This window comes from Collinsella sp. TF09-1AT, from assembly GCF_003436895.1.
Taxonomy (GTDB): domain Bacteria; phylum Actinomycetota; class Coriobacteriia; order Coriobacteriales; family Coriobacteriaceae; genus Collinsella.
This window is the reverse complement of the sequence record NZ_QSRC01000002.1, coordinates 144,537-158,320: the sequence shown is the minus strand read 5'-3', so window position 1 is coordinate 158,320 and position 13,784 is coordinate 144,537. Positions and strand designations below refer to the sequence as shown.

11 protein-coding genes and 1 pseudogene are annotated in these 13,784 nt (G+C 57.7%); 7 read left to right on the top strand and 5 right to left on the bottom strand.

Features of this window, described 5'->3' with window-relative positions; genetic code table 11:
- The first annotated feature begins 73 nt into the window (after positions 1-73).
- The 3 genes and pseudogenes from DXC90_RS02395 (at position 74) to DXC90_RS02385 (ending at position 1,430) form a co-directional block, all read left to right on the top strand.
- A pseudogene (locus DXC90_RS02395) lies at positions 74-691 on the top strand (GyrI-like domain-containing protein).
- Positions 692-770: 79 nt separating this feature from the next.
- Positions 771-986, top strand: a complete 216-nt coding sequence (locus DXC90_RS02390) for a histidine kinase dimerization/phospho-acceptor domain-containing protein (protein ID WP_006720091.1) — start codon at positions 771-773, stop codon at positions 984-986.
- 195 nt (positions 987-1,181) lie between these two features.
- Positions 1,182-1,430 carry a transposase gene (locus DXC90_RS02385; protein WP_117734609.1) on the top strand — a complete coding sequence of 83 codons (249 nt, stop codon included), beginning with the start codon at positions 1,182-1,184 and terminating at the stop codon, positions 1,428-1,430.
- A gap of 248 nt (positions 1,431-1,678) precedes the next feature.
- Here the strand turns inward: DXC90_RS02385 and DXC90_RS02380 are convergent, their stop codons facing one another.
- Positions 1,679-2,569, bottom strand: coding sequence for a LysR family transcriptional regulator (locus tag DXC90_RS02380; protein WP_117734608.1), 891 nt, complete (start codon positions 2,567-2,569; stop codon positions 1,679-1,681).
- A 217-nt stretch (positions 2,570-2,786) separates the two neighbouring features.
- Here DXC90_RS02380 and DXC90_RS02375 point away from each other — a divergent pair, with 217 nt between their 5' ends.
- Positions 2,787-3,842, top strand: a complete 1,056-nt coding sequence (locus tag DXC90_RS02375) for a YeiH family protein (protein WP_117734607.1) — start codon at positions 2,787-2,789, stop codon at positions 3,840-3,842.
- 189 nt (positions 3,843-4,031) lie between these two features.
- Complete coding sequence (locus DXC90_RS02370; protein ID WP_117734606.1) at positions 4,032-4,469, top strand: helix-turn-helix domain-containing protein; 438 nt, start codon at positions 4,032-4,034, stop codon at positions 4,467-4,469.
- Positions 4,470-4,693: 224 nt separating this feature from the next.
- On the opposite strand, the gene DXC90_RS02365 is transcribed toward DXC90_RS02370, so the two are convergent.
- Positions 4,694-5,038, bottom strand: coding sequence for a DUF6508 domain-containing protein (locus tag DXC90_RS02365; RefSeq protein WP_117734605.1), 345 nt, complete (start codon positions 5,036-5,038; stop codon positions 4,694-4,696).
- Positions 5,039-5,047: 9 nt separating this feature from the next.
- Complete coding sequence (locus tag DXC90_RS02360; RefSeq protein WP_117734604.1) at positions 5,048-6,781, bottom strand: DUF262 domain-containing protein; 1,734 nt, start codon at positions 6,779-6,781, stop codon at positions 5,048-5,050.
- Positions 6,782-7,068: 287 nt separating this feature from the next.
- Here DXC90_RS02360 and DXC90_RS02355 point away from each other — a divergent pair, with 287 nt between their 5' ends.
- Together DXC90_RS02355 and DXC90_RS02345 are read left to right on the top strand one after the other, a co-directional pair.
- Positions 7,069-7,599, top strand: coding sequence for a flavodoxin family protein (locus DXC90_RS02355; RefSeq protein WP_117734603.1), 531 nt, complete (start codon positions 7,069-7,071; stop codon positions 7,597-7,599).
- Between the two features lie 383 nt (positions 7,600-7,982).
- Entirely contained in the window at positions 7,983-9,191 is a 1,209-nt protein-coding gene (locus tag DXC90_RS02345) for an ATP-binding protein (protein WP_117734602.1), read from the top strand.
- 90 nt (positions 9,192-9,281) lie between these two features.
- Here the strand turns inward: DXC90_RS02345 and DXC90_RS02340 are convergent, their stop codons facing one another.
- Together DXC90_RS02340 and DXC90_RS02335 are read right to left on the bottom strand one after the other, a co-directional pair.
- A complete protein-coding gene (locus tag DXC90_RS02340; RefSeq protein WP_117734601.1) occupies positions 9,282-11,522 on the bottom strand; it encodes a DNA gyrase subunit A in 2,241 nt (746 codons plus the stop codon).
- A 45-nt stretch (positions 11,523-11,567) separates the two neighbouring features.
- Positions 11,568-13,565 (bottom strand): type IIA DNA topoisomerase subunit B, encoded by a 1,998-nt coding sequence (locus DXC90_RS02335; RefSeq protein WP_117734600.1) that lies wholly within the window; start codon positions 13,563-13,565, stop codon positions 11,568-11,570.
- Between the last annotated feature and the right edge of the window lie 219 nt (positions 13,566-13,784).

Below are 13,784 nucleotides of genomic sequence, written 5' to 3'. Positions count from 1 at the left end.
TACCCGAGAAACAGGCCATGAGGTGCGGCGGCGCACTCGTGCCTGCGCGCAGCCATCTCCATCAGCGTCTACGGTGCGCTACAACATCGCGGGCAAACCGCCTGACAAGCCGAGCTTTCTGATCGTTCCGTCTATGAGCTACGTTGCCGTGCGGGGCAAGGGCGATCCCAATGCCGAAGGCGGCGCGTAGCAGAACGCGTTGCCGATGCCCTATGGCGTCGCCTATACCATCAAGATGTCGAAAAACGGCCCGCGAGAGATCGAAGGCTATTTCGACTTCGTCGTGCCTCCGCTCGAGGGCTTCTGGTGGCAAGACCACACCGATGGCGGGATCGATTACGCGCGGAAGGACGACTTCAACCTCATCTCATGCATCCGCCTGCCCGATTTCGTCACTCGCGAGGACTTCGACTGGGCCGTCTCGGAAGCCGCTGCCAAGAAGAAGCTGGACTTCTCGTCGGTCGAGCTGCTGAGGGTCGACGAGGGTCTTTGCATTCAGCGCATGCATACCGGGCCTTACAACGACGAACCGGCGACCATAGACGCCATGCGCACATTTGCAGCGGAACGGGGCTACGCCCCCGACTTCTCCTAAGCCTGTCTGCATCACGAGATTTACCTCTCCGACCCGCGCAAGTGCGCGCCGGAGAAGCTCAAGACCGTGATCCGTCATCCCATAAAGTTGATTTAGCGAAGCGAGTGACGCCGATCGCTTCGGCTTTTGGGCGCTCGCCGTGGCGTGGGCGGCAGCGGGACGTGCCCTGCGACCGGTGGCGGAGGCCGAGGCGCGGGAGCGCGCGTTCGTTTGCACCGCCTCGCACGACCTCGTCACCCCGCTCATGGCGGTGACCGCGAACTACGACGTGCTTGAAGCGGAGGCATCCGATCAGACCGGCCTTGCGTCCTGGGTCGCCAACATCCGTGCAGCGGCGGACGAGATGGCGACTCGCATTGCTGACATGCTCATGCACATGGGCGGCGACTAGCCAGGGCGAGCCCTGCAACGGGCATTATTATCCGGGAAGCGTTTGATTGCGAGACACGCCGGTGTGAGGGCCTGAGTCGTCAGGCCCCGCACAGGGGGACCGCGATGGTGGCCACCGCGCCGCCCGAGGGGCTGTTGGCGAGCGAGACGGAACCCCCATGGGCGCTCGCGGCCTCGGAGGCGGCGTGGAGGCCAGATGCACTCCAATGTCAGGGAGATGAAGACCGTGGCGAGGATGCTCAGGAAGGAGCGGGAGGGCATCCTGAACTGGTGGAAGAGGGGCTCCACAAACTCGTTCCTGGAAGGGCTGAACCCCGTCGTCCAGTCGGTCCGCAGCGCTGCAAGGGGCTTCAGGAGCATCGCCTATTTCAGGACGATAATCTTCCTCCGGCTGGGCCGCCTGGACTTCACGGCCCAGAAGAAGCTGACATGCGCTACCCACTAGAAACGTCGAAGAGCCCATTTTTGGCCTTCGGTGGCAAATACGAGCGCTTGCCATAAAAATGAGCGACGTCTCTACCTGCAGCTTGCCAAAATCGACCTCCGATGGCAATGGTAAAAGTGTCATCGGAGGCCTGTTTTGGCGTTGGTTTTTGCCACTGGAGGTCGATTTTGGTTTTTAGGCGCCATCGGAGGCCGTTTTTGGCGCGGAGCCGGGCTTCTGCCCGTGTACGTGCGCGGGCACTGCGGGCTTTATCGCCTCCAGGAGCGGGCGATTTCCTGGTAGCGGCGCGCAGCGAGGCTGCCACGTTGCCAGATCAGGCGAAAGTCGTGCTCGACAAAGAAGTCGCTTGGGGTGATGTCGCGCAGCTCGCCCTGATCGAGCTCGCGCTCAACCGCTGCGCGGTACAAAAACGTAATGCCAGTCCCCGCCCGGACGCACAGCTTGATGGCGGGGATGCTGGCGACCTCGAACGTGCCTGCGAAGTCGTCAAGATCGAGGTCGCGCGCGGCGAGGTGCTTCTCTAGGATCTCGCGCGTGCCCGACCCCGCTTCGCGTAGGATGAGCCTGCGGTCGAGTAGGCTGGCCATGGATACCGGCTTATAGGACGCGTCGAACTCATCTGCGCTCCCAACAGCTACATAGCGCTCGCGCGATACCGGGGCGGAGTCGAAGAGGGCCCTGTTAAAGGATCCTTCTACCAAGGCGAAATCAATAGTACCGGCCTCCAGGCCTTCCACAAGCTCCTGCGTGTTGCCAACGCTCATCTGCACCATCTCGTCGGGATGTTTTGCCATATGGCGGGCGAGTACGCGGGGAATCCAATAGTCGCAGATGGTGCGCGTGCAGCCAAAACGCAGGGGAGCCTTGGCGGGCTGCTCCAGCGTTAGGGCTTTCGCTTGCGCCTTGAGCCTCGTCTCATCGTTCTCCATTGTTTCGAGCGCTCGAAACAGCATCGCCCCCGCTTGCGTGAGCTCGCCGCGCCGGCCGCCCTTGTGGAAGAGGGCGCACCCGTAATGCGCCTCGAGCTGCCGGATATGCTGCGATACGGCGGGCTGGGTGATATGGAGCTCCGCTGCCGCCTGCGTGAAGCTGCCCAGCCTGCAGACCGTCAAGAACGTATGGGTGCGGTAATCCAGCACGTTGACTCCTATGCTCAAGAATCATCTATAACATCGTCCATATATAACAAATACTTATAGAGTGATAACCAATAGGGTGAAAAGAATTATAAGCCAAGGTAGTACTATCGCTATGCATTCAATCTTGGCTGTTTGCCGAGAGAGATTTGGGTTTATGTCGTAGGCGGCGGAGCGGTTCCGCGCATGCAGGGACGGCGCGTATAGAGAGGAAGAAGATATGGCGGAAAGAACGTGGGACAAGGTTCAAGATAGCTGGAGGGGCGTGGCGCTATGCCTGCTTATCGCTCTGCCGGCATGGTTTTTGGGCAAGCGCTTCGACGTGATCGGCGGGCCGGTCTTCGCCATCCTCATCGGTATGGTGCTGGCGCTGTTTATTAAGGACGACGCGGCGTTGCCGTTTGCGCCCGGTATCAAGTTCACCTCTAAGAAGATCTTGCAGTACGCGGTTATCCTGTTGGGCTTTGGCCTCAACCTTTCCCAGATCGCGCGCGTGGGCGCCCGTTCGCTGCCCATTATCGTGGCGACTATCACCACGTCGCTGGTGATTTCTTTCGCCCTGCATCGCGCCCTCAAGATCCCCACCAAGATTTCCACTCTGGTGGGCGTGGGGTCGTCAATCTGCGGCGGCTCGGCAATCGCGGCGACCGCTCCGGTTATCGATGCGGACGATGAGGAGATCGCGCAGGCCATCAGCGTCATCTTCTTGTTCAACATCATCGCCGCGCTTATTTTCCCGGCTCTTGGCGGCATGCTTGGCCTTTCAAACGAGGGCTTTGGCCTGTTTGCCGGCACCGCCGTCAACGACACCTCGTCCGTAACCGCCGCCGCTGCCGCGTGGGACGGCATACACCCTGGCGCCAATACGTTGGACGAGGCGACCATTGTGAAGCTCACCCGCACGCTCGCCATCATCCCCATCACGCTGGCGCTGGCATTTTGGCAGGTTCACAAGGCCAAGCGCGCCGCCGCGAACGGCGAGGGCGGCGAAGCTGCGGGCACGTTCGATATCAAGAAGATCTTCCCCTTCTTTATCCTCTTCTTTGTGCTTGCCAGCGTGATCACCACGGTCTTCGCGCTACCTGCGGGCGTGACCGCGCCCATAAAGGAGCTCTCCAAGTTCTTCATTGTTATGGCTATGGCGGCGATTGGTTTCAACACCAATATAGTCAAGCTGGTTAAGACGGGCGGCAAACCCATCTTTATGGGTCTGTGCTGCTGGATCGGCATCGCTCTGGTGAGCCTGGGCATGCAGCATCTGCTTGGCATTTGGTAGGCTATTGTCTTTAAAAGGAAAAAAGCATCGCGCGTTCTGCGCCTCGAAATCTCAGAAGGGGTTTCGAGGCGTTTTTTAGGGCGGCGGATTAGCATTCTGAGTGCAACGGCATGGGGCCTGCTCACGAGCGTGGCGCACTCCCGGGGGCTACGATGTTGGCTGTCTAGGTCAACGTCGGAGCGAGGGGACATGCGCCGCTACAGGCATCTTAGCGCCGAGGAGCGCGACAGGATAGCGGAGATGCACGCGAGGCATGAGGGGGTCTCGGCTATCGCCGCTGCGATAGGCAGGAACAAGTCCACGGTGAGCAGGGAGATCGCCAGGAACGGCCGGAACGGGCGCTACGGGGCCATCGCCGCCCAGTCGCGCTCCGACGCCCGCCGCAAGGCCTGCAGGCCCCGCAAGAGGCTCTCCGACCCGGCCCTCGCGGCCGAGGTGCGCAGGCGCATCGTCGACGACCGCCGGTCGCCCGAGCAGATAGACGGCAGGTCCCGCCTCGAGCGCGGCGGGCGCTGCGTCGTGAGCTTCTCCACCATCTACCGTGCCGTGAACGCCGGCGAGCCCGCCTATTCCGAAGGGGGCATACGGGCGGTATCCGCCCGCTATGATTCTCGTAGTTCATCTTGACCACGGGTTCATTTTAAGTAAGCAGTGCAGCTATGAGCTGAGGATAAAGCGCCACAGTGTGCCCCGCGCTCTCGACTTCTCGGTAGAAACGTGAGCCTTTGGTCAATGCATCTCAAGATTGAGCGATGGTTCCGCTTTTGATTTGGTGGCATGACGGAGTGCGACGGCATGGCATTGTCGCATCGCTGTGCTGTCGCAGCGCCAGACGTCTTCGTGGCCGCCGTTCAGCCCTCGTCGAGCTCCTTCAGCCGGAAGAGGCAGCGGTCCAGAAACCCGCTCCTGGCTTGCGCGGCAAGGAGTCCGTCGCAGAAGCGGTCGCCACGAACGCACCACGTGATGCATGCACGTATCAGGTCAATGTCCCCATGGTCGATGTCGCAGCTGTCTATGCCTTCCGAGGTGTCGATGCCATGGCGTTCAAGCGTCTCGAAGTAGCTGGTGTCCGCGAACCCGTCCAGTTCATAGAAATCGTCGACGAAATCCTCGAGTCCGAGCGTCCCGCCCCCAAGCTCGACATTCATGTTTCTGTCCTCCAGCTTGCCAGCGTGCTTGGTTAGTCTTTCGAACATGTTCGCTCCTTAGCTCAAAAGTCCGTTGTCGCCCAGGTAGTCCACGAAGGCATCGATGATCTGAGCCGTGCGAGTCGCGATGTCTATTTCGGTGAAGTCTCCCATGACTTGTGTCAGGCGCTTGAGTTCCGCGATCTTTGTTCCGGCTTTGCGCTTGCCATTGCCGTCGGTGTATCCCTCATAGTACTTGCGTTTATCGCAGAATCTGTAGTCGGCCGCGCGGATGTTTACACGCTTCTCGAGCAGCGCCTTGTTGCCCAGCGCCTCCAGGTTGGATTGGTCGACGAGCGGGTCTACCTCGTTGCGCTTCTTGGCATAGATGTGCTCAATTTCGAGCGTAGTGTCTAGGTCCATGAGTGGTTGATCTGGGTCTGCGTACGCCCACCAAGTGAGCATGGACTTCGTTACAGGCCTGCCGTTGGTGAACACGTAGGTTCGGAATCGCTCAGCAATATTTGCGCGATTGAAGTGGTGGTTGGGAAACTCCACCGGGCGGTGCTCCACGATGTTGATCATCTCGGGATACACTGGCGAACGCAGCGCATTTACGCCGGGACGCTCAATGGCGTAGGCGAGAACGAATGCCGTGATCTTGTTTAGAAAGCCGTAGAGTGCCTCGTCATCGAGGACACTTTTGCTGTCGCGGTTGGCAAGGAACCAGACGCTTAGCAGATAGGTCCACATGCCGTTGGGGGCGTAGTTCAGCACGAAGAGCCTGCGGAGCACGCGCTCGCTGAACCCTTCCTGCGCGTCGACGCGTTTCCAGAAGCCGAGCAGCGCCTCGAGATCGTCGAGCGTGGCGTCCTCCTTGAGCATGGCGTAGCCATCGGCACCGAAGAAGTCGCGCAACGATGCGGTGGTCGTGTCGCGGATGCCTTTCTTCGCGCGGCGGTAGTACATATAGCGCGTAAATAGCTCATCGGTTGGTGTACCGCGCATGGGCCGGAAGATAGCGTTCGCTCCCTCCTCGAGCGCCTTCCAGCGACGGATGAACTCGTCCTTGCGCCCCGTGTCGGAATAATGCTTGTAGAACTGGCTTTTGAAGATGTCGGCATCCGAGAGAGGCAGCCCTCGGTCGTTTAGAGTCGAGAAGATGCGTAGCGCGGTGTCCTGCGACTCCGCTTCAATGGGTAACAGTATCACATTGTTGATGACGCGTGTGGCCATGTAGACGGTGTAGGTGGGCCACTCGCTCACCAGTTGTTCAATTTTCCTCTGGAAGAAAGCGAAGTTGCGGGCATAAGCGCTCTTCCAGCCATCGCCTACGTTGCCCTCTCGTAAAATCTCGAGGAATTCATTCTTGTCGTTGTCCGATGCAACCTCGGAGTCGATCTTGAGGCGCTCCATGTCGGGCTCGTCGAACTCGTCGGTTTTCCATACACAACGGGCGATTGCCTCGCGCATCTTCACAGACTGCTTATCCTTCATGTTGGTGAACTTGTCGTAGAACGCGCGGAGCAGCAGCATGATGGTGGTGAGGCGCTGCTGGCCGTCAATGATCTCAAGTTGGCCAGAGAGGTTCTTAAAGGTGACGATGGGCCCTAGAAAGTATTCGTCGTTTTCGCTGTCGAAACGCTCGTAGTCATCGCCTGGAAAAGCGAACGAGAACAGGTCATCCCACAGCGTTGCGCATTCATCCTCGCCCCAGGCGTAGGGCCTCTGGTAGTCGGGGATGAGGAAGTCTGATCGCTTATCGGTGAGAAGATCGCGAATCGATCGCTGGTCGATGTTGAGCTTGGACATGAGCTGTACCTTCCGCGCAGGAACAATCAAGATGACACGGATTATATCGCCGAAGTCGTCATTCGCTCCATTGCTGAGAGTTATTGAATCTAGCAACCTCTGGCCAACCCTTACGGTTTCATGTCGTGATCCATATCGGCGCTGATCAATGCCCGTGATGCTTCTGCTTGCACCTTCTTTGGAGGGCACGAACGAGAGATGCGGTCTACAGACGACTGAATAGCTCCATTCGTTTTGGTTACAAGAAAACATGCTGCGCGCCTGCGGCATGAAGGAGAGGGAATCCTATGAAAATCGTTGTATTGAGCGGCAGCCCGCGCAAGGGCGCCAATACCGACACCATGGTTGAGGCGTTTGCCGAGACCGCGCGTGAGGGCGACAATGCGGTCGAGGTCGTCCGCGTTGCCAGCAAGAAGATCGCCGGCTGCTTGGGATGCCAATACTGCTTCGCCCATGAGGGCGTCTGCGTGCAGAAGGATGACATGGCCAACGTGATCGAGTCGCTGAAAGACACCGACATGGTTGTCTTCGCTTCGCCTATCTACTGGTTTGATATCACTGCGCAGGAGAAGGCTGTCATCGACCGCCTGTACGCCTTCGGTGCTACGGGCTTCCCGTTCACCAAGACGGCCCTTTTGCTCGATAGCCACAGCGAGGGCGTCTATGATGCGGCTATCGCTATGTACAAGTCAGCCTGCGCGTACTGCAAGTGGGAGGACCAGGGCATTGTCACCATTAGCGGCATGACCGAGCGCGACAGCATGGCCTCCTCGCCCAAGCTGGAAAAGGTGCGAGAGCTCGCTCGCAAGCTCGCCTAAGGGCTCGAAGAGCGCATGGCAATCAACACTAGTGGAAATGCTTGCTGTCCTTACCAAGAGGAATGCTGATTGCCATGCGTTGAAGTCCTTGCGGACAATCTTGGCGCGCTAGGAGGCCTTCTCGCTCAGGAACTCCTTGAACGCGGGGATGTCGAAGCCGACGAGGCCACGTCCACGTTCCCCGATAACGCCGTCCTCGAGGAGGCGGCGTTTGTATTGACTTGCATAGTTGCTGGCGACGCCCATACGCTTGGCAATTTCTGAGACCCTGCTGGGGCCAGAATCGGGCAGAAGACTGTGAGTGAAAATCGGGAGTAGCGCTCCCGATTTTGACCAATTAACGTTTGTACGAGATAATAGACTCCATAACGGGAGGCGATTGTATGTACATCGAGCGCGAAATTGAACAGACGATAGATTCGATGCTGGGACAGGGAAAAGTTGTCTTGGTGACCGGAGCGCGCCAAGTTGGGAAGACGACGGTTCTCAAGCAACATCTAGGCGACCGATTCGACTATGTTTCGATGGAGAACCCGCGGGATTATCTTCTTGCAAAAGAGGACGCCGCCCTGTTTTTCGAGTCTCATGATCTGCCGATCATCATTGATGAGATTCAGCGAGTGCCTGAGCTTTTTTCTCCGGTGAAGTGGGTTGTCGATCAATCAGAGGAGAAGGGCCGAATCGTCCTCACGGGATCCCAGACATATCACCTTATGAAAGGGGTGAGCGAATCCTTGGCGGGGAGGATTAGAATTCTGGAGATGCCCTCTTTAAGCTTGCGCGAACTCGTTGGTGGTCCCCAGGGCCCTCGTCCGTATATCCCCAAAAAGGTTTCCTTGGCCTCTAAGATGTCTTCGGGAAATATTTGGAACATCATCCATAGGGGTTCGATGCCCGAACTGCAAGACCCAACTATCGATTGGGACTCCTATTATTCCGACTACGTTGCCGCATATCTCGAACGCGATGTTCGCGATCTTGTAAACGTAAAGGATGAGGCGAAGTTCTACAGCTTTATGGTCGCGTGCGCAGCGAGAACGGGGCAACTGTTAAATGCCACCGATATTGGAAACACCGTTGACGTTGACCGTAAGACGGTGAAGGCTTGGCTCTCGGTTTTGCAGGCGTCGAACATCGTTCGGATTGTCGAGCCCTTTTGGCCTAATGTCGATAAGCGTCTGACCAAGACCCCTAAGATATTCTTTATGGATACAGGTCTTGTTTGTCATCTAACGAGGTGGATAACGCCGGAGCAATTGCGCAATGGGGCCGCGGCGGGGCATATATTTGAGACGTTCGTTGTCTCGGAAATTTTGAAGAGCTTTATGAACACGGGGAAGAGCCTTCGCGACGTATGGTTCTATCGAGACCAAAAGAAGCGCGAAATTGATTTGCTCATCCAAGAGGGCCATATTCTCCATCCCGTCGAGGTGAAGATGTCGGCCACGGTGGGCAAAGATGCGGTGAAGAATTTTTCCTGTCTCGAGGGTCTGACCGGCTATGAAATTGGGTTTGGACACGTTGTCTGCCAAACCCCGGATCCATACCTTATTACCAAGGATGTCCAAGCGATTCCCGTGTGGGGCATATGATATACGTTGCAACGAGCGGGGCCCGGAGCGCGATGTTGCTGCGTTCCGGGCCCCACCGTTTTAAGAGCTTATGGCGGTTCTGCCGTTGTTTTAGTCAAACAGGCTCGGCATGTCGTTTTCCTTCATGAGGGCACCGGCAGAGGGGAGGCTCTGCGCAGTGAACTTTTCGGCCGAGACACCGGCACCAAGAATCTCTTCGGTCGTGCCGACGGTGGTGACCGAGCGGCCCTTCTTGGCCGTGAAAGCCTGGACGCCCTGCGTGTTGGTGGTCGTCTTGGTCTTAAGCAGCGACGTGTTGAAGTTCATCAAACGATAGTCGCTCGAGACCAGCGCGATGTCGCGATCTTCCTTGAGTACCTGCGCATACAGCAGCTTACTGCCGCCGTAGATGGCGTTCTTAAGGCGCTTGCGGTTGGTCTTGGTGACGTATCCGGCAAGTGCGACGCGCACCACACGGCCGTTCTCAAAGACAAACAGTACGTCGGCTTTGTAATCCTCGGGGTCGATGACCCAGAGCACGCTCTCGTCGGGTTCCATTTCGAGGTCGGTCGGCAGGTATGAGCCCAGCTGGGCCGACTTGGTATCCTCAAACGCCGCAACCTTGCACTTGTATACCTGGCTCTTGTTGGTAAAGACCAGCAGCTCGTGAGTGTTGGAGGACGGGAACTCGATAAAGGGTTTGTCGCCGTCCTTGTACTTGAGTGTGGTCGCCTTCTTGAGCACGCGGTCCGTCATCTTCTTAAGGTAGCCATCGCGCGAGAGCATGATAGTGACCGGGTACTCCTCGACCTCGGGCTCCAAGCTTACTTCGATAACCTCATGGGGCTCGATCCTGCCCGTGCGGCGCGGCATCACGTACTTCTTGTTGACCGCGGCCAGCTCGTCGCTGATGACCTTCTTGATGTTCTCCTCGCTGGAGAGGATCTCCTCGAGCTCGGTAATCTCGCCCTCGAGTTTTGCGATGTCCTTGGTGCGGTTGAGGATGTACTCCTCGTTGATGTTGCGGAGCTTAAGCTCGGCAACAAACTCGGCCTGGGTCTCGTCGATGTCGAAACCCTTCATAAGGTTGGGCACGACCTCGGCCTCAAGCTTGGTGCCGCGAATGATGGCGATGGCCTTGTCGATGTCGAGCAGGATCGCCTCGAGGCCGTGCAGCAGGTGCAGGCGCTCGGACTTTTTGCCCAGGTCAAAGTTAATGCGGCGACGCGTGGACTGAATGCGCCATGCGACCCACTCGTGCAGGATCTGGCGCACGCCCATAACGCGGGGGTAGCCGTCGACCAGCACGTTGAAGTTGCATGAGAACGAGTCCTGCAGCGTGGTTGAGCGGTAGAGCTTGGCCATGAGCTTATCGGGGTCGACACCGCGCTTAAGGTCGATTGCGATGCGCAGGCCCGAAAGGTCGGTCTCGTCGCGGATGTCGGCGATCTCTTTGACTTTGCCCTCTTTGGAGAGCTTGACGATGCGCTCGATGATGACATCGGTCTTGGTGGTGTAGGGAATCTCGTAGACCTCGATGATGCGCTCTTCGGGAATCCAGCGCCAGCGGGAGCGAATCTGGAAGCTGCCAAGGCCGGTCTCGACGATCTTCTCCATCTCCTCGCGGCGGTAGATGATCTCGCCGCCGGTCGAGAAGTCGGGCATGGGCATGTACTCGAGCAGGTCGCAGTCGGGATCCTTGAGGTAGTGCATCGTGGCAGTGCAGACCTCGTTGAGGTTGAAGCCGCAGATGTCGGATGCCATGGCGACGCCGATGCCCTTATTGGCCGAGACGAGGATGTTGGGGAACGTGGTGGGCAGCAGGCGCGGCTCCTTCATGGCACCGTCGTAGCTGTCAACAAAGTCGACCGGGTCCTTGTCGATGTCCTTGAAGATCTCGGCGCTGATGGGCGCGAGTTTGGCCTCGGTATAACGCGAGGCGGCGTAGCTCAGGTCGCCCGAATAGTACTTGCCAAAGTTGCCCTTTGACTCCACGAAGGGGGCAAGAAGCGCTTCGTTGCCGGTGGCCAGGCGCACCATCGTCTCGTAGATCGCGCCGTCGCCGTGCGGGTTGAGCTTCATGGTCTGGCCCACGATGTTGGCGCTCTTCTGGCGCTCGCCCTTGAGCAGGCCCATCTTGTACATGGTGTAGAGTAGCTTGCGGTGCGAGGGCTTAAAGCCATCGATCTCGGGGAACGCACGCGACACGTTAACGCTCATGGCGTAGGGCATGTAGTTGACCTCGAGCGTCTGCGTGATCGGCTGGTCGGTGACCTCGGAGTGCAGGCCGATGACGTTCTCGGCGTTGACCTGCTTTTTCTTTGGCTGGTTCTTCGTCTTCTTCTTTGCCACGATTTCCTCTTGAACTTCTTATGGGCCGTCGTTATTGATTTGCTGCTACTGCAGATCTAGCTGGTCCAGGTATTCCTTGCCGTGCTCGGAGATATGGCGCTTACGGCCCGCCTCGTCGTTGCCCAGCAACAGGTTGAACATGGTTTCCATCTTGGTGACGTCCTCGGACTCCACCTTGATCAGGCGGCGCGTTTCGGGGTTCATGGTGGTGAGCCACATCATGTCCGGATCGTTTTCACCAAGACCCTTGGAGCGGTTGATGGAACACTTCTGGCCGCCAATCTCTTTGAGGATGCCGTTTTTCTCGAGTTCGGTGTAGGCAAAGTAGGTTTTCTCTTTGCAGTTGATCTCGTAGAGCGGCGACTCGGCGATATACACGTACCCCTCGTCGATAAGCGTGGGCACCAGGCGGTAGAGCATGGTGAGCACGAGTGTGCGGATGTGATAACCGTCGACGTCGGCATCCGTACAGATGATGACCTTGTTCCAGTTGAGGTTGTCCAAGTCGAAGGCACCAAGGTTCTTGATGCGCTTGTCCTTGATCTCCACGCCGCAGCCCAGCACGCGCATGAGGTCCATGATGATGTCGGACTTAAAGATGCGCGGATAATCCTCCTTCAGGCAGTTGAGGATCTTGCCTCGGACGGGCATAACGCCCTGGAACTCGGCATCGCGCGACGTGCGGATGGCGCCTGCTGCCGAGTCGCCCTCTACGATGTAGATCTCGCGACGGTTCTTGTCCTTGGAACGGCAGTCGATGAACTTCTGCACGCGGTTGGCCATGTCGGTCTTCTGCTGCAGATTGGTCTTAATGCTCTGACGCGTCTTCTCGGCGTTCTCGCGCGAGCGCTTGTTGATGAGTACCTGCTCCATGATCTTGTTGGCGGCGTCTTTGTTCTCGATCAAGTAGGTCGAGAGGCGCTCCTTAAAGAATGCCGTCATGGCCTGCTGGATAAAGCGGTTATTGATGGCCTTCTTGGTCTGGTTTTCGTAGGACGTCTGAGTGGAGAAGCAGTTGGTCACCAGTACCAGACAGTCCTGAACGTCTTGCCACTTAATGCCGCTCTCGTTTTTGTTGTACTTGCCTTGGCCCTTAATGTAGGCATCGATGGCGCTGGTCAGAGCACTGCGCGCGGCCTTCTCGGGCGAGCCGCCGTTCTCGAGCCATGATGAGTTGTGGTAGTACTCCTGCATCATGAAAGTACGCGAGAAGCACATGCAAGCAGTGATTTTTACGTTGTAATCGGGCAGGTCCTCGCGATCGCGACCGCGACGATCGGCCTCAATAAAGAAGGGCTCGGTAAGGTAGTCGGTACCGACCTTCTCGAGCACGTAGTCCTCGATGCCCTTGGGATAGCAAAAATCCTCTTCGGAAAACTCGCCATCGTCACCCTCAATGCGCAGGCGGAAGGTCACGTTGGCGTTGACCACGGCCTGACGGCGCATGGTCTCGCGATACCAGTCGTGGGGAATGCTGATCGAGGTAAAGACCTCAAGATCGGGGCGCCACTTGATAGTGGTGCCGGTGCGGTTCTCGTCGCTGGGCTCAATCTCGAGTGCCTTCTTCTTGGCGCCGACAACCTTGCCCTTCTTAAAGTGCAGGGAGTACTTGTTGCCGTCGCGCCAGACGGTGACGTCCATGTACTCGGAGGCGTACTGGGTCGCGCACGAGCCCAGGCCGTTGGTGCCGAGCGAGAAGTCGTAGTCGCCGCCCTGGTTGTTGTTGTACTTGCCGCCGGCGTAGAGCTCGCAAAAGACGAGCTCCCAGTTAAAGCGCTTCTCGGAGGGGTTCCAGTCGAGCGGGCAGCCACGGCCGTTGTCCTCTACCTGAATAGAGCCATCGCGAAAAGCGGTGAGGGTGATGAGCTTGCCGTAGCCCTGGCGCGCCTCGTCAACGGCGTTGGACAGGATCTCGAAGGCGGCATGCGCACAACCGTCGAGTCCGTCCGAGCCAAAGATGACGGCGGGGCGCAGGCGTACGCGCTCCTCGTCCTTGAGCTGGCGGATACTGTCGTTACCATAGTTTGCGGTGTTTTTTGCCATACTCGCTCTCTCGGTGTTCCTTTGCTGCGTTTAAGTCATATAGATAGTCAAAGTAGCATAGCCCAGCCCACAGACGATTCCACCCAACACGAAATCCATCGAACAATCGTTCGTGGTATATTGATTGATGTTACTTTATTGGGAGAAATAGCTGAATGAAATCAAGAGTTATTTGATTTCATTTAGTAGAATAAGACATATATTAAACGAAAACGAATC